This is a genomic window from Micromonospora sp. NPDC023633 (assembly GCF_040640035.1).
Taxonomy (GTDB): Bacteria; Actinomycetota; Actinomycetes; order Mycobacteriales; family Micromonosporaceae; genus Micromonospora.
The window spans coordinates 19053-34173 of sequence record NZ_JBFABB010000027.1; the positions used below are offsets into that span (position 1 = coordinate 19053).

The following is a 15121-nucleotide window of genomic DNA, read 5'->3' on the forward strand; positions in this document are numbered from 1 at the left end:
TGCGTAGGCTCACGTCCCATGGCTCTCGGGTACGTCCGCCCGGCGCGTCCGGAAGACGCCGGCGAGATCGCACGCATCCAACTCGCGACCTGGCGGGTCGCCTATCGTCGGATCCTGCCCCGGCACGTGCTCGACAACCTGGACGAGGCGTGGCTCGCCCGGCGGTGGAGCGCGGCCGTGCAGGAGCCGCCCTCCGGCGCCCATCGGGTGCTGGTCGCCGTCGAACAGGCCGAGCAATCGTATCTGGTGGGGTTCGCCGCCTCCGGTCCGGCCGACGCCGAGGCCCTCGCCCCGGGCGAGCCGGCGGAGGTCCTCGGGCCGGACGTCGCCGCGGTGACGGACCTGCTGGTCGAGCCGCGCTGGGGTCGGCGGGGGCACGGCAGCCGGTTGCTCGCGGCGACCGTCGACCTGTGGCGTTCCGACGGGTTCACCCGCGCGCTGGCCTGGGCCTTCGACGCCGACGCGGCGACCCGGAAGTTCCTCACCAGCACCGGCTGGGAGCCCGACGGCGCGGCCCGCGCGCTGGACGTGGAGGACATGCTCGTCCCGCAGGTGCGCCTGCACGTGGCGGTGCCCACGGACGCGGACCCCGCGGACGCGACGCCCGCCGAGGCGACGCTGCCGGACCTGGCGCCGGGTGGGTCGTCGGCGCCGCCCGGGGACTGACGACACGGGCGGTGGCCCCGGCCCGGACCGCACCGGATCGTGGTCCCCGGCCCGCCCGAGCCGGCGGAACGCCGGACACTGTCGGGGGCGTCGCCTACGGTGACCCCATGGTCGCGGTGACGGCGTCCACGAGAGGGAGGCACCGGGCATGTTCGCGGACACGAGGGCGTGGAGCAGTTTCTCGGTGGACGACACCGGCCGGGCCGAGCGGTTCTACGCCGACACGCTCGGCCTGCGGGTGTCGCGCGACGACGCCATGGGCGGCCTGCTGACGCTGCACCTCGCCGGCGGCCGGGACGTGATGGTCTACCCGAAGGAGGACCACACCCCCGCGGCCTACACGGTGCTCAACTTCCCCATCGACGACGTCGACCGGGCCGTCGACGAGCTGACCGCGCGCGGGGTGCGATTCGCGCACTACCCCGGCCTGCCCCAGGACGAGAAGGGCGTCATGCGCGGCAACGGGCCGACGATCGCGTGGTTCACCGACCCGGCCGGCAACATCCTGTCGGTGATCGAGGAGGGCTGACCCCGCCTCCCGAGCGGGGCGCCACCCGCGGTCGCCGAGCCGTCGCGGCGCGGCGGTGCCCGCCGCCCGGCGGGGCGTCAGTAACGCGCGGGCGCGAGGAGCTCGACGACCAGTTCGTCGTCCTCCATCGCCCCGGTGGGCACGAAGCCGAGGCTCGCGTAGAGGCGGGCGGCCTGGGCGTTGTCGGGGTGGTAGGAGAGCCGGACGGGGCGCCCGCCGTCCTGGCCGCCCAGCCACGGGGCCAGGGTGCGCACCGTCGCCCGGCCCACGCCCCGGTCCTGCTCGGCCGCGTCGACCACCATGCCGCCGATCCACCGGGACCCGTCGTCGTCGACGCCCCACATGACGTGCCCGACGACGGTCTCGTCCGCGTACACCGCCAGCGAGGTCCACACGTCGGAGCGCATGGTCAGCAGCAGGTAGCGGGCGGCCAGCGCCGCCACCCACGCGCGCTGGTCGTCGCGCGGGGCGACGTCGGCCACCGCCCGCCAGTTGTCGTCGTCCACCGGGCGCAGGGTGATCCGGCGCCCGGCCCGGTCGGAGAGCCCAGAATCGATCATCCGGGCAGCCTAGGGGCCGCCTGCTGCCGCCGCGACGGGTTTGCCCGTCAGTCGAGCAGGGCGTCCAGGCCGACGGTCAACCCGGGCCGGCCGCGGACCGCGCGGACAGCCAGCAGCACGCCGGGCATGAACGAGACCCGGTCGTACGAGTCGTGCCGGATGGTCAACGTCTCCCCCACGGTGCCGAGGAGCACCTCCTGGTGGGCGACGAGGCCGGTGGCGCGCACGGCGTGCACGCGTACCCCGTCGATGTCGGCGCCCCGGGCGCCCGCGACCTCGGCGGAGGTGGCGTCCGGCATCGGGCCGAGCCCGGCCTCGGCGCGGGCCGCCGCGACCAGCCGCGCGGTGTGCGTGGCGGTGCCGCTGGGGGCGTCCAGCTTGCGGGGATGGTGCTGCTCGACGATCTCGACCGACTCGAAGTGCCGGGCGGCGCGGGCGGCGAACTGCATCATCAGCACCGCGCCGATGCCGAAGTTGGGGGCGATGACCACGCCCAACTCGGGCTTGCGGGCCAGCCAGCCGCGCACCCGCTCCAACCGCTGCTCGGTGAAGCCGGTGGTGCCGACCACCGCGTTGATGCCCTGGTCGATGCACCAGTGCAGGTTGTCCATGACGACGTCCGGGGTGGTGAAGTCCACGACCACCTCGGCCCCGGCGTCGGACGCGGCGAACAGGCCGTCGCCCTGGTCCACCATGGCCACCAGTTCCATGTCGGCGGCGGCGTCCACCGCCCGGCACACCTCGATGCCCATCCGTCCCCGGGCGCCCAGCACGCCGACCCGGATCAGCTCGTCCGGGCTCTTCTCCTGCTCGTCAGTCACGGGGCACAACCTATCCCAATCGGGACGCCCGCACCCGGGCGGACCGGCGCCGGGCGGTGGTGCGGGGACGGGTCAGCGGGCGGAGAAGTCGTTCGCGCCGAACGGGCCGACCACGGCCAGCGACATCGGCCGGCTCAGCAGCTCGGCGGCCAGGGTGTTGACGTCGGCCACGGTGACCGCGTCGACCCGGCCGAGCAGTTCGTCGACCGGCATCAGGTGGCCGTAGAGCAGCTCGCCCTTGGCCAGCCGGCTCATCCGCGAGCCGGTGTCCTCCAGGCCCAGCACGAACGAGCCCTTGCTCATCCCCTTGCCGCGGGCCACCTCGGCCTCCGTCAGGCCGTCGGCGGCCACTCGGGCCAGTTCCGCCCGGGTCAGCTCCAGCACCTCGTCGACCTTGCCCGGGGCGCAGCCCGCGTAGACGGCGAAGAGGCCGCTGTCGGCGTACTGGCTGGCGTAGGAGTAGACCGAGTAGGCGAGGCCGCGCCGCTCGCGGATCTCCTGGAACAGCCGGCTCGACATGCCGCCGCCGAGGATGTTGTTGAGCACGCCCAGGGCGAAGCGCCGCTCGTCGAGCCGGTCGATGCCGGGGCAGCCGAGGATGACGTGCGCCTGCTCGGTCTCCTTCGGCTCCACCAGGGTGGTGGCGGGCTTCGTGCGTACGGCCGGGGTGGCCGACCGGTGCGACGCGGGCGCCGCCGGGTCGGTGTCCAGCGGGGTGCCGTGCAGTGCCTGGCGGACCAGCCTGACCACCGTGGCGTGGTCCAGGTTGCCGGCGGCGGCGACGACGATCTGCGGGGCGGTGTAGCGGCGGCGGTAGAAGCCCTGGATCTGCCGCCGGGTCATCGGGGTGACGGTCTCCTCGGTGCCGGAGATCAGTCGGCCCAGCGGGTGGTCGCCGTAGACGGCCCGGGCGAAGAGGTCGTGCACCTCGTCGCCGGGCTCGTCGTCGTGCATGGCGATCTCCTCGAGGATCACGCCCCGCTCGGTCTCCACGTCGGCCGGTTCCAGCACCGAGTCGGCGACCAGGTCGCACATCACGTCGATGGCCAGCGGCAGGTCCTCGTCCAGCACGCGGGCGTAGTAGCAGGTGTATTCCTTGGTGGTGAAGGCGTTGGTCTCGCCCCCCACCGCCTCGATCTCGGAGGAGATGTCCAGCGCGCTGCGCTTGTTGGTGCCCTTGAAGAGCAGGTGCTCCAGGAAGTGCGCCGCGCCGGCCTGCGGGCCGGTCTCGTCCCGGGAGCCGACCGCCACCCAGACGCCGAACGAGACGCTGCGCATCGCCGGGATCGCCTCGGTGAGCACACGCAGCCCGCTGGGCAGCACGGTACGTCGTACCGTGCCGCCCAGCGGGTCGTCGCTGATGGTGCGGGTCACCGCCCGGGCGGCGCCGGAGCGGGCCGCCCCGTTGCTGCGGGGGGAGGCCCCTGCGGGGCCCGGGACGGACGCCACCCCCCGTCGATCCGGCGGAAACGGCGCGCTGACGGCCCGACTCACGTGTTGCTCCCAGATCGACGAGGGGTGGGTGATGCGATGGTGCGGTGCGTCAGCTGCGCCGGGTGCGGCGGCGCGGACGCTCGCCGCCCTCGCCACCCTCGCCGCCGCCCTCGCCGCGCTCGCCGCCGCCCGGGCCACGACCGCCCCGGTCGCCGCCGCGCTCACGGTCGCCCCGGTCGCGCGGAGCCCGGTCGTCCCGGTCCCGGCCGGCCGGACGCTCGCCGCCAGCGGCCTCGCCGGCGGCCGGCGCCTCGGCGCCCTCCGGGCGGACCTTGTCCAGGTAGATCTTGCCGCGGGCGTCGATGTCCGCGATCTCGACCTCGACCCGGTCGCCGACGTTGAGGAAGTCCTCGACCCTCTCGACCCGCTTGCCGTCGCCCACCTTGGAGATGTGCAGCAGGCCGTCGCGGCCCGGCAGCAGCGAGATGAACGCCCCGAACGCGGCGGTCTTCACGACGGTGCCGAGGAACCGCTCCCCGGCCTTCGGCAGGGTCGGGTTGGCGATCCCGTTGATCCGGTCCACCGCCGCCTGGGCCGACGGGCCGTTGGTGGCGCCGACGTAGATCGTGCCGTCGTCCTCGATGGAGATCTCGGCGCCGGTCTCGTCCTGGATCGCGTTGATGGTCTGCCCCTTCGGGCCGATCACCATGCCGATCTTGTCGACCGGGATCTTGACGGTGGTGACCCGCGGCGCGTACTCCGACATCTCGGCCGGGCCCTCGATCGCCGCCTGCATCACGCCGAGGATGGTCTGCCGGGCCTCGTACGCCTGCTGCAGCGCGGCGGCCAGCACGTCCGACGGGATGCCGTTGAGCTTGGTGTCGAGCTGGAGCGCGGTGACGAACTCCGGCGTACCGGCGACCTTGAAGTCCATGTCACCGAACGCGTCCTCGGCACCGAGGATGTCGGTCAGCGTCACGTACTGGGTCTTGCCATCCACCTCGTCCGAGATGAGCCCCATGGCGATGCCGGCCACCGGCGCCTTCAGCGGCACACCGGCGGAGAGCAGGCCCAGCGTCGAGGCGCAGACCGAGCCCATCGAGGTGGAGCCGTTGGAGCCGAGCGCCTCGGAGACCTGCCGGATGGCGTACGGGAACTCCTCGCGCGACGGCAGCACCGGGATCAGCGCCCGCTCGGCGAGCGCGCCGTGGCCGATCTCGCGCCGCTTCGGCGAGCCGACCCGGCCGGTCTCACCGGTCGAGTACGGCGGGAAGTTGTAGTTGTGCATGTAGCGCTTGCGGTTCTCCGGGGACAGGGTGTCCACCATCTGCTCCATGCGCAGCATGTTCAGCGTGGTGACGCCCAGGATCTGGGTCTCGCCGCGCTCGAACAGCGCCGAACCGTGCACCCGGGGCAGCACGCCGACCTCGGCGGTCAGCGGGCGGATGTCACGCGGGCCGCGGCCGTCGATGCGGACCTGCTCGCGCAGCACCCGGTTGCGCACCTCGGACTTGGTGAGCGACCGGAAGGCGGCGCTGAGCTCCTTCTCCCGGCCCTCGAAGCGACCGCCGAGCTCCTCGGCGACCCGGGCCTTGACCCGGTCGAGGGCCTCCTCGCGGTCGGCCTTGCCGGCGATCTGGAGAGCCTCGGCGACCTCGGCGCGGGCCAGGTCGGCCACCGCCTCGTAGACGTCGTCCTGGTAGTCGAGGAACACCGGGAACTCGGCGACGGGCTTGGCGGCCACCTCGGCCAGCTCGCTCTGCGCGCGGCACAGCTCGCGGATCGCCGGCTTCGCGGCCTCCAGGCCGCTGGCCACGATCTCCTCGGTCGGCGCGGTCGCCCCGCCCGCGATCAGGGTCACGGCGTTCGGCGTCGCCTCGGCCTCGACCATCATGATCGCGACGTCGCCGTCCGGCAGCGAGCGGCCGGCCACGACCATGTCGAAGGTGGCCCGGGCCAGCTCCTCCAGGGTCGGGAAGGCGACCCACTGGCCGTCGATGTGCGCGACGCGGGTCGCCCCGATCGGGCCGGAGAACGGCAGGCCGGAGAGCTTGGTCGACATCGAGGCGGCGTTGATCGCCACGACGTCGTAGGGGTGCTGCGGGTCGAGCGCGAGGATGGTCTCGACGACCTGGACCTCGTTGCGCAGGCCCTTGACGAACGACGGGCGCAGCGGCCGGTCGATCAGCCGGCAGGTGAGGATCGCGTCCTCGCTGGGGCGGCCCTCGCGGCGGAAGAACGAGCCGGGGATGCGGCCCGCGGCGTACATCCGCTCCTCGACGTCGACGGTCAGCGGGAAGAAGTCGAACTGCTCCTTCGGCTGCTTGCCGGCGGTGGTGGCGGAGAGGACGACCGTCTCGCCGAGCTGGGCGACGACGGAGCCGGCGGCCTGACGGGCCAGCCGACCGGTGGAGAAGGTGATCTCACGGGTGCCGAAGGACCCGTTGTCGATCACGGCGGTGCGGGATTCGGTGCCGAGGTTGGTCTCGGTCATGGTGCTGTCGTGCTCCTTCGCATCGGGGGCCCACGACGCGGGGAGCTGCTCAGACGGCCGGTCTTCGATCGAAGCGCCCGGGTGACCGGCGGGATGCCGGAGTGCCCGGGGGCCACTACCGGAGACCGGTACGCTGACCGGCTCCCTTCTCGGGTGGTCGCGCGGCCCGGTTTTCGTGTGGTGGCGGAGCGGGGGAGCGGCCCGGTCGGGCCACTCCCCCGTCACGTCACCGGCGCAGACCGAGCCGCTCGATGAGCGACCGGTAGCGGTTGATGTCCTTCTTCTGGACGTAGTTGAGCAGCCGACGGCGACGGCCGACCAGCAGCAGCAGCCCACGGCGGCTGTGGTGGTCGTGCTTGTGCACCTTCAGGTGCTCGGTCAGCTCGGCGATCCGCTTGGTGAGGACCGCGACCTGCACCTCCGGCGAACCGGTGTCGCCGTCGGCGGTCGCGTACTCCGCGCGGATCTTGGCCTTGGCTTCCTGGTCGAGCGCCATGTTCTCCCTGTTTCGTGGGTTGTTCGATGATGTCCGTCGGATCGGTCTGTGGACCGGAAACGGACCGGTACCTCGCACCCGCGGCGTCGTGCAGGCACGCGAGGCCCCACGTCGGTCAGCCGACGTCCCCGCCAGACTACCAGCCCTGCCGGGCGGCGGCCTGTCAAGGGCCGCGAAGCGGTCAGTCAAGGGCCGCGAAGCGGTCAGTCAAGGGCCGCGAAGCGGTCAGTCAAGGGCCGCGAAGCGGTCAGTCGAGAGCGCGCCGGGTCCGCTCGACGTCCTGCCCCATCTGGGCGATCAGCGGCTCGATCGCGTCGTAACGGATCTGCCCGCGCAGGTGCGCCACGAAGTCCAGCGCCAGCCGCTCGCCGTAGAGGTCGCCGGTGAAGTCGAGCACGTACGCTTCCACCCGCCGTTCCCGGCCGGAGAACGTCGGGTTGGTGCCCACGGACACCGCCGCCGCCAGCGGCTCGGCGTGGCCCCGGCGCACCAGCCGCGCGGCGTAGACGCCGTCGGCAGGCATCGCCGCGTACCGGTGGCAGAGCAGGTTGGCGGTGGGGAAGCCCAGCTCGCGGCCGCGCTGGTCGCCGCGGACCACCACGCCCTCCACCCGGTGCGGGCGGCCGAGCGCGGCGGCCGCCGCCGCCACGTCCCCCGCGTCGACGCAGGAGCGGATGTACGTGGAGGAGTAGACCGTGCCCGCCTCGGCGACCAGCGGGGCCCCCTCCACGGCGAAGCCGAAGGTGCGGCCGAGCCGCTCCAGCAGCGCCACGTCGCCGGCGGCCCGGTGCCCGAAGCGGAAGTTGTCCCCCACCACGACCAGGGCGGCGTGCAGGTGCTCGACCAGGATGTCGTGCACGAACGCCTCGGCGGGCAGCCGGGAGAACTCCGGGGTGAACGGCACCACACAGAGCACGTCCACGCCGAGCGCCTCGATCAGCTCGGCCTTGCGGGCGGTCTCGGTGAGCACCGCCGGGTGCGAGCCGGGGCGCACCACCTCGGCCGGGTGCGGGTCGAAGGTGACCACCACCGACTGCACGCCCAGCTCGCGAGCCCGGGACACGGCGTGCCCGATGGTCGCCTGGTGTCCCTTGTGCACTCCGTCGAAGACGCCGATGGTGACGACCGACCGCCCCCAGCCACCGGGCGCCGCGTCGTACCCCCGCCACCGCTGCATGCCGTTCCTCCCCTGCCTCTCCGGCGGCCCGCGCCGGCCGCCGCTCCCGCGCCCCCGTCAGGCGGGGGCGAACACGATCTCCGCGCGGGCCCGGCCGTCCCGCTCGCTGACGATAGCGATCAGCCCGCCGTCCGGGCCGAAGACCGCGTAGGGGCCGGAAATTCCCGCCGGGTCGAGCGGCCCGCCGTGGGAGAGGACCTTCGCCTCGTCGGCGCCGGCGTCGCGGCGCGGGAAGAACCGCTCGGCCGCCGCGGCCAGCGGCAGGTTCACCACCTCGGGGGCGCGCTCCGCCAGCTCGTCGAGGGTGGCGGCCTCCGCGAGGGCGAAGTTGCCGACGGCGGTACGGCGCAGCGCCGTCAGGTGGCCGCCGACCCCGAGCGCCAGGCCCGCGTCGCGGGCGATCGCCCGGATGTACGTGCCGGAGGAGCAGGTCACGTCGATGTCCACGTCCACGACGTCCGGCGCGTCCCGGCGTACCGCCAGCAGTTCCAGCCGGGACACGGTGACCCGGCGGGCGGGCAGCTCGACGCTCTCGCCCTCGCGCACCCGCTTGTACGCCCGCTGCCCGTCGATCTTGATGGCGCTGACCGCGCTCGGCACCTGGTCGATCTCGCCGGTCAGCGCGGCCAGGGCCGCCCGGATCGCCCCGTCGCTGACCTGGCCGGCCGGGGTGGTGGCGATCACGTCGCCCTCGGCGTCGTCGGTGACGGTGGCCTGGCCGAGCCGGACGGTGGCGGTGTAGCTCTTGCCCGCGCCGATCACGTAGGTGAGCAGGCGGGTGGCCCGCCCGACCCCGATCACCAGGACGCCCGTCGCCATCGGGTCGAGGGTGCCGCCGTGCCCCACCCGACGGGTCCGCGCCAACCGGCGGATCCGCGCCACCACGTCGTGCGACGTCATGCCGCCGGGCTTGTCGACCACGATCAGACCGTCTGTGCTCACGACACCCAAGCCTGCCAGACCGGGCCGGACGCCCCGCCGCCGCCGTCGTGCGTCCGCCTGGCGGCGACCCGGGTGCCATCTTCGACCTGGACGCGCCCCGGCCGGTCACCAGGCGGTGCTGAGGCTCAACGCACCGCGCCGACCACGGCCCAGCCCCCGGAGCGCAGCCGCAGCAGCAGCGCGACCAGCCGGATCACCACGAACAGCGTGAGCCCCGCCCAGATGCCGCCGAGCCCGAGGTCGAGCCCGTAGGCCAGCCAGATCGCGGGCAGGAAGCCGCCGAGCGCGGCCACGATGGTGAGGTTGCGCAGGTAGCGGACGTCCCCGGCGCCGATCAGCACGCCGTCGAGGGCGAACACCACACCGGCCAGCGGCTGCATCGCCACGAACCACGGCCAGGCGAGCATGGCCTGGTCGCGTACCTGCGGATCGGAGCTGAACCAGCCGGGGACCACGCCGGCGCCGGCGGCGATGAGCACGGCGAACGCCACGCCGCAGGCGCCGCCGAGCAGCCCGATCCGGCGCGCGAGGTCCCGGGCCGCCACGTCGTCGCCGGCCCCGAGGGCGGCGCCGACCAGTGACTGGGCGGCGATGGCGAGCGCGTCGAGCACCAGGGCGGTGAAGAACCACAGTTGCAGGGCGATCTGGTGCGCGCCCACGGCGGCGACCCCGAAGCGGGCGGCGACGGCGGTGGCGGAGAGGAAGCTGGCCTGGAACGCGACGCCCCGGATCAGCAGGTCCCGGCTGAGCGCCAACTGCTGCCCGATCAGCCTCGGCCGGGGCCGCAGCGGGACCCGCTCGGCGACCAGCGCCCCGGCGAAGAGCGCCCCGCCGATGGTCTGGGCGATCACGTTGGCCACCGCGGAGCCGACCAGTCCCAGCCCGGCCGGATAGACCAGCAGCGGGCAGAGCACGGCGGAGAGCAGGTTCGGGCCGAGCACGAACACCAGCGGGCGGCGGGTGTCCTGCACGCCGCGCAGCCAGCCGTTGCCGGCGGCGGCGAGCAGGAGGCCGGGGGCGCCGAGCGCCGCGACCCGCAGCCACTGCGCGGCGGCGTCGGCCACCTCGCCCGGGCCTCCGGCGAGGGTACGCGCCAGCGCCCCGCCGCCGACCTGCATGCCGAGCGCGACAAGCACCCCCACCCCGAGGGCCAGCCAGGATGACTGGACGCCCTCGGCGACGGCGGACGCCCGGTCGCCCGCCCCGAACCGCCGGGCCGAGCGCCCCGTGGTGCCGTACGCGACGACGGTGCCGAGCCAGGCGATCAGCGTCAGCACCGTCCCGCCGACGGCGAGGGCGGCCAGCGGCACCCGGCCGAGGTGCCCCACCACCGCCGTGTCCACGAGCACGTAGATCGGTTCGGCGGCCAGCACCACCAGCGCCGGCAGGGCCAGCGCGGCGATCCGACGGGGCGCGACGGCCCGGGGCGCGGAGAGGACGGATTGGCTCATCGCCGCCGATCCTGGCACGGCTCGGTAAGGATCGCAAGGTAGACGATCACTTACCGGGGGTGGGCCGGCCCGGAGTCAGGTGGACGACGCTCACGGCGCCGAGCAGGAGCACCCCCCCGACGAGCACCGGCCCGGGCAGCGACTCCCCGACCAGCCAGGCCGCGAGCAGCACGGCGGTGAGCGGCTCCGCCAGCGTGGCCAGCGCGGCGGCGCTACCGGTGGTGGTGCGCAGCCCGGCGTAGAACAGGGCGTACGCCACCGCCGTGGTGACCACCCCGAGGTGGACGAGCAGGCCGATCGGCGCGAGCCGGGCCGGGACGCCGATCCCCTCGGCCAGCGCGATCGGGGCCAACGCCAACGCGCCGACGACGGCGGAGACGGTGGTGAGCGTCATCGGCGCGACGCGCTGCGCGGCGTGCCGGCTCAGCACGGTGCTGGCGGCGTAGCCGACGCCGGAGCCGAACGCCGCGAGCAGGCCGAGCAGCGGGCGCGGCGCCGTCGCGCCCGGCTCCCCGACCGACACCGTGATCAGGGCGAGGCCGGCGACGCCGGCCACCAGGGCGCCCAGCATGGTCCGCCCGGGCAGCCGGCGCGCGCGCAGGGACTCCCACCCGAAGATGAGGACGGGGGCGAGGCCCAGGCTGACCACGGTGGCCACCCCGACGCCGCCCGCCGCGACGGCGAGGAAGTACAGCGCCTGGTAGCCCCCGAGGCCGACCCCGATCAGGACGAGGGCCACCGGTTCCGACCGCAGCGCCGCGAGCACCGGGCCCAGCCGGTGCGCCACCAGGGCGACCAGCACCACCGCGCCGATGGCGAGGCGGTAGAAGCCGACGCCCGTCGGGGTGAGCGTGGTGGACTCGCGGACGAGGTGCACCGCGACGCCGGTGGTGCCCCAGAGCACGGCGGCGCCGGTGACGTGGAGCAGCCCCCGGCGAGCGCCGATGCTCGGCAGGGGACGGGGGCGGCGCGGGGTGGACGGGGACGTGAACGACGAAAGAGAAGACGATCTAGTCACGGGTGCGCTCCAGGCAGGATGGGCCGCTGACAGGGTTGACGTCAGTCGGAGCGCACGCACGACGGACAGGCGGCGGGCGTTTCCACCCGGGTCCTGCGGGGGGCGCCGCTCAGGCGGGCCGCCCTGCGAGTGGACCGGCGGCCGTCCCGCGGGGGGAGGCGGGCCGGTGGCGTGGCGCTCCGGTCAGGAGCGCGGCGGGGGCAGCACGCCCCGGAACGACCTCATGCCCGAACCCTAGCGGAGAGCCGTCCCGGCGTGCCTCGGCGTTGTGGGTGGCGGTGGTCGGGGCGCGGCCCAGACGTCCTCGTCGAGCAGGTCGCCCCTGCTCGGCGGTGACGTCGCGGGCGACGGCCGGGAGCGGGCGGACGCGGACGCTCAGGCCGGGGGCAGGGAGTCGAGCCAGCGGCGCACCTCGGCGCGGCGGCGGAACCGGACCACCGGCAGCGCGGGCGCGTGCGTGGCGACGGCGCTGGGCAGCCGGCCGGGGTCGTGGAGGACCAGCAGGTCGGCGCGGAAGGGGGGTGCTCTTACCGGCGCCCGCGCCGCCGACGACGGGAGTCCGGCGCATGCGGGGACCGTGACGGTCCGGGGGGAGGGAAGGCCGGTCCGGCAGCGGGGGCGGACGCTCGCGACCCGAACCCGGGGGCCGGGTGGGCGGTGACGCTGTCGGCGTGGGACGCCGGCGGCGTCACCGCCGGTCGGCGTCGGTCACTGACGGGTGTCCATGGACGTCTGCAGCGCGCGGCGCATCTGCTCGCGGGCCTCGTCGGTGGTCTGCGGCTTGGGCTTGCTCGGCATGGTGGTCCCCTTCCAGGGCGTGGGCCGCCGACGGGCGGCAGCCCTCACGGGCGGTGGTGCTGAGCGCCCGGCAGCGGTCCGGGGTCACCGGAGCGGCTGTGGGCAGCGGAAGCCCGGGTCGGTCCGACCCTGGAGGGAGGCGCCGCCGGGTGTGGCGACACCGCCCACGGCCCGCGCCGCCACACGACGCCGGCCGATTCCCAAGCTATCGTTCAGTTCCACATGCTGCCCAGTGTTCCCGCGATTTGGACTCGTGTTCGCGTCCGGGCCGGCGCGCGGCACGGATCCACGGGGAACGCGGGGCACCCGGTCAGCGGGCCAGGAAGTGCCAGCCCAGCCACCACCAGAAGCCGAACACGCCGATTCGGCCGACCGGCACCGGGCCCACCTCGTAGCGCATCACGTAGGCGCAGACCTCGCCGAGCGTGGGGATCCGGGAGCCCTCGCGACGGGCCGCCCACTCGACGGCGGCGAAGAGCAGCAGGGAGGCCAGGAAGCCACCGATGGCCAAGGTCCGCATCATCGCCGCACCAACCCCCAGAACGCCGACAGCCAGCCCAACCAGGCCGCCGAGCGGACCAGGTGGTCCTCCAGCAGCGGATCGGCCAGCCGCGAGAAGGTGGGAAAGTCGTCCCCCGCAGCCAGCACGAACGTGGTCCCCTCGAAGACCCCGAAGACCACCACCGGCAGGGCCCACCAGGCCGCCGGGGCACCCAACCGGCGTGGGGCGGGCCGCCGGGGCACCCGGTTGCTCAGGCCCAGCCAGATCAGCACCCCGCCGGTGCCGAGGGTCCAGAGATTGGCCTCGGTCGAGAAGGACGGGAACCGGCCGCCGACCAGCGAGAGGCAGACGAGCACCGGCACGGTGACGGCGGGACGGTCCCAGGCACGGGGCGCCTCGACGGTGAGGTCGTGGGGCTGTTCCATCCCGCGATTCTCCCCGTACCGGGCGGAACCGGGAAGACGGACACTCCCCAGGCTCACCCTGATCTTCCCGCGCCCGGCCCTTCCGGATCAGTGCCGGCCGGGGCCGGTCAGCGCGCCGTCGAGCTCCGCGCGGATCCGGTCGACGACCTCGTCGACCGTCCCCGAACCGGTGAAGCCGGCGGCGAAGCGGTGCCCACCGCCGCCCAGCGCGACCGCCACCCGGCTGACGTCCACCGCGCCCTTGCTGCGCATCGACACCGCCCAGTCGCCGGTCGACGTCTGCTTGACCACGCAGCTGACGTCGGCCTCGGCGGTGCACCGGACCGAGTCGATCAGCGCCTCCAGCACGTACGCACGCTGGTCGTGCCGGGCCAGGTCGTCCTGGGTCGCGTACGTCCACACCAGACCGTGCCCGGCGGCTGCGGCGGGCTCCAGGCGGGCCCGGCCGAGCACCTCGCCGAAGAGGCGGACGGCGCCGAACGGCCGGGTGTCGAAGATCCGGCGGGAGATGTCACCGGGCCGGATGCCGGTCGCCAGCAGGCGGGCCGCCAACTGGTGCACCGCCGGGGTGGTCGCCTCGAACCGGAACGAGCCGGTGTCGGTGCTCAGTGCGACATAGAGGCACTCCGCGATCCCGGCGTCCAGCGGGACGCCGAGCCGGGCGAGCAGCCCTTCGGCGACCACCGAGGTGGCCGCCGCGTGCGGGTCCACCAGGTTGGTCCGGCCGAAGCGGGTGTTCGACGCGTGGTGGTCGAGCACCAGCGCGGCGCCGGCGGTCTCCAGCCGGTCGACCAGCTCGCCGAGCCGCGACTCGCTGGCCGCGTCGAAGCAGATGACCAGGTCCGGGTCCGGGTATGCCTCGGTCGCCGGCACCAGCAGGTCGAGCCCGGGCAGCCCGCGGAACGGCTCCGGCACCTCCGGCGGACCGGGGAAGGTCGCCTGCATCCGCCGCACACCCAGCCGACGCAGCCCGAGCCCGAAGCCGAGCATGCTGCCCAGCGCGTCCCCGTCCGGGTTGACGTGGCAGATCAGCAGCACCCGCCCGTCCGGCGGCAGGTCCCGCACGGCCGCGACGCCGGCGGCCCACTCCGCCTCGGTCGGGCCGGAGTCGGCCGGTGGCGTCGCCTCGGCGAGGGCGCCACCGGCCGGTCCGCCGGAGGACTGCGTCACCGCGGGTCCCCGCCCCGGGGCGGGGTCTCGTCCTCGTCCTCGTCGCCGTCCTCGTCGCGCGCCTCGTCGCCGTCCTCGTCCTCGTCCAGCCGGTACGGCTGGGGCTCGCCCGCGTACTCGGCCCGGGCGGCGAGGCGCTGCACCTCGGCGTCGGCGTTGCGGGCCTGGGCGAGCAGGTCGTCGATGTGCTTGACCTGGTCCTGCACGTCGTCCAGGACGAAGGTCAGCGTCGGCGAGTGCCGCAGCCCGAGCGCCTTGCCGACGGTGCTGCGCAGCATGCCCTTGGCGCTCTCCAGCGCCGCCGCCGTGCCCGCCTGGGCCGCCGCGTCGCCGAGCACCGTGTAGAAGACGGTGGCGTCGCGCAGGTCGGCGGTGATCCGGGCGTCGGTGATCGTGATCATGCCGAGCCGGGGGTCCTTGATCTGGCTGCGCACCACCGACGCGACCAGTTCACGCACCCGCTCCGCGTGCCGGCGTACCTTGGCCGGATCCGACATCTTCGCCACCTCCACGGCGTCCCGCTCCCGGCCGCCGTCCGGGCGACGCGGAGCGCCCCGGAGCCGACGGCCCAACAAACTCGAACACTACCCGCGCGGCCACCCGCGTCGCGCGGCGCCGGCTGCGTACCGGCTTCCGGC

General features: G+C 74.6%; 15 protein-coding genes. 2 read left to right on the plus strand and 13 right to left on the minus strand.

Annotation, left to right across the window (positions count from 1 at the left end):
- Positions 1 to 18: 18 nt before the first annotated feature.
- Positions 19 to 666: a GNAT family N-acetyltransferase gene (locus AB0G13_RS11275; RefSeq protein WP_357872237.1), complete on the plus strand. Its 648-nt coding sequence runs from the start codon at positions 19 to 21 to the stop codon at positions 664 to 666.
- Positions 667 to 814: 148 nt separating this feature from the next.
- Positions 815 to 1195, plus strand: coding sequence for a VOC family protein (locus AB0G13_RS11280; protein WP_357872239.1), 381 nt, complete (start codon positions 815 to 817; stop codon positions 1193 to 1195).
- Positions 1196 to 1272: 77 nt separating this feature from the next.
- On the opposite strand, the gene AB0G13_RS11285 is transcribed toward AB0G13_RS11280, so the two are convergent.
- The 13 genes from AB0G13_RS11285 to rbfA form a co-directional block, all read right to left on the minus strand.
- Positions 1273 to 1755 (minus strand): GNAT family N-acetyltransferase, encoded by a 483-nt coding sequence (locus AB0G13_RS11285; protein ID WP_357872242.1) that lies wholly within the window; start codon positions 1753 to 1755, stop codon positions 1273 to 1275.
- Positions 1756 to 1802: 47 nt separating this feature from the next.
- Positions 1803 to 2576, minus strand: a complete 774-nt coding sequence (dapB, locus tag AB0G13_RS11290) for a 4-hydroxy-tetrahydrodipicolinate reductase (protein WP_357872245.1) — start codon at positions 2574 to 2576, stop codon at positions 1803 to 1805.
- 72 nt (positions 2577 to 2648) lie between these two features.
- Positions 2649 to 4070 carry a pitrilysin family protein gene (locus tag AB0G13_RS11295; protein ID WP_357872248.1) on the minus strand — a complete coding sequence of 474 codons (1422 nt, stop codon included), beginning with the start codon at positions 4068 to 4070 and terminating at the stop codon, positions 2649 to 2651.
- A gap of 49 nt (positions 4071 to 4119) precedes the next feature.
- Entirely contained in the window at positions 4120 to 6504 is a 2385-nt protein-coding gene (locus tag AB0G13_RS11300; RefSeq protein ID WP_357872251.1) for a polyribonucleotide nucleotidyltransferase, read from the minus strand.
- Between the two features lie 226 nt (positions 6505 to 6730).
- Positions 6731 to 7000: a 30S ribosomal protein S15 gene (rpsO, locus tag AB0G13_RS11305; protein ID WP_121396038.1), complete on the minus strand. Its 270-nt coding sequence runs from the start codon at positions 6998 to 7000 to the stop codon at positions 6731 to 6733.
- Between the two features lie 247 nt (positions 7001 to 7247).
- On the minus strand, positions 7248 to 8177 hold the full coding sequence (locus tag AB0G13_RS11310; RefSeq protein WP_357872254.1) for a bifunctional riboflavin kinase/FAD synthetase: 930 nt from the start codon (positions 8175 to 8177) through the stop codon (positions 7248 to 7250).
- Between the two features lie 57 nt (positions 8178 to 8234).
- On the minus strand, positions 8235 to 9119 hold the full coding sequence (gene truB, locus AB0G13_RS11315) for a tRNA pseudouridine(55) synthase TruB (RefSeq protein WP_357872257.1): 885 nt from the start codon (positions 9117 to 9119) through the stop codon (positions 8235 to 8237).
- 125 nt (positions 9120 to 9244) lie between these two features.
- Entirely contained in the window at positions 9245 to 10570 is a 1326-nt protein-coding gene (locus AB0G13_RS11320) for an MATE family efflux transporter (protein WP_357872260.1), read from the minus strand.
- A gap of 46 nt (positions 10571 to 10616) precedes the next feature.
- The gene (locus AB0G13_RS11325; protein WP_357872263.1) at positions 10617 to 11588 is read right to left on the minus strand and encodes a DMT family transporter; all 972 of its coding nucleotides are present in this window, start codon (positions 11586 to 11588) and stop codon (positions 10617 to 10619) included.
- 1108 nt (positions 11589 to 12696) lie between these two features.
- Positions 12697 to 12906 carry a DUF6186 family protein gene (locus AB0G13_RS11330; protein ID WP_357872344.1) on the minus strand — a complete coding sequence of 70 codons (210 nt, stop codon included), beginning with the start codon at positions 12904 to 12906 and terminating at the stop codon, positions 12697 to 12699.
- Entirely contained in the window at positions 12906 to 13313 is a 408-nt protein-coding gene (locus AB0G13_RS11335; RefSeq protein WP_357872265.1) for a hypothetical protein, read from the minus strand. The genes AB0G13_RS11330 and AB0G13_RS11335 overlap by 1 nt, the downstream gene beginning before the upstream one ends.
- Before the next feature lie 87 nt (positions 13314 to 13400).
- Positions 13401 to 14378, minus strand: coding sequence for a bifunctional oligoribonuclease/PAP phosphatase NrnA (locus tag AB0G13_RS11340; protein ID WP_357872347.1), 978 nt, complete (start codon positions 14376 to 14378; stop codon positions 13401 to 13403).
- A 101-nt stretch (positions 14379 to 14479) separates the two neighbouring features.
- Entirely contained in the window at positions 14480 to 14980 is a 501-nt protein-coding gene (rbfA, locus tag AB0G13_RS11345) for a 30S ribosome-binding factor RbfA (RefSeq protein WP_357872350.1), read from the minus strand.
- Positions 14981 to 15121: the final 141 nt, after the last annotated feature.

What these genes read in the sequence shown, in the direction of transcription:
- rbfA (WP_357872350.1), bottom strand. Translation starts at nt 14,980, where the DNA reads ATGTCGGATCCGGCCAAGGTACGCCGGCACGCGGAGCGGGTGCGTGAA.
- AB0G13_RS11285 (WP_357872242.1), bottom strand. Translation starts at nt 1,755, where the DNA reads ATGATCGATTCTGGGCTCTCCGACCGGGCCGGGCGCCGGATCACCCTG.
- rpsO (WP_121396038.1), bottom strand. Translation starts at nt 7,000, where the DNA reads ATGGCGCTCGACCAGGAAGCCAAGGCCAAGATCCGCGCGGAGTACGCG.
- AB0G13_RS11275 (WP_357872237.1), top strand. Translation starts at nt 19, where the DNA reads ATGGCTCTCGGGTACGTCCGCCCGGCGCGTCCGGAAGACGCCGGCGAG.
- AB0G13_RS11310 (WP_357872254.1), bottom strand. Translation starts at nt 8,177, where the DNA reads ATGCAGCGGTGGCGGGGGTACGACGCGGCGCCCGGTGGCTGGGGGCGG.
- AB0G13_RS11335 (WP_357872265.1), bottom strand. Translation starts at nt 13,313, where the DNA reads ATGGAACAGCCCCACGACCTCACCGTCGAGGCGCCCCGTGCCTGGGAC.
- AB0G13_RS11280 (WP_357872239.1), top strand. Translation starts at nt 815, where the DNA reads ATGTTCGCGGACACGAGGGCGTGGAGCAGTTTCTCGGTGGACGACACC.
- AB0G13_RS11300 (WP_357872251.1), bottom strand. Translation starts at nt 6,504, where the DNA reads ATGACCGAGACCAACCTCGGCACCGAATCCCGCACCGCCGTGATCGAC.
- AB0G13_RS11320 (WP_357872260.1), bottom strand. Translation starts at nt 10,570, where the DNA reads ATGAGCCAATCCGTCCTCTCCGCGCCCCGGGCCGTCGCGCCCCGTCGG.
- AB0G13_RS11330 (WP_357872344.1), bottom strand. Translation starts at nt 12,906, where the DNA reads ATGCGGACCTTGGCCATCGGTGGCTTCCTGGCCTCCCTGCTGCTCTTC.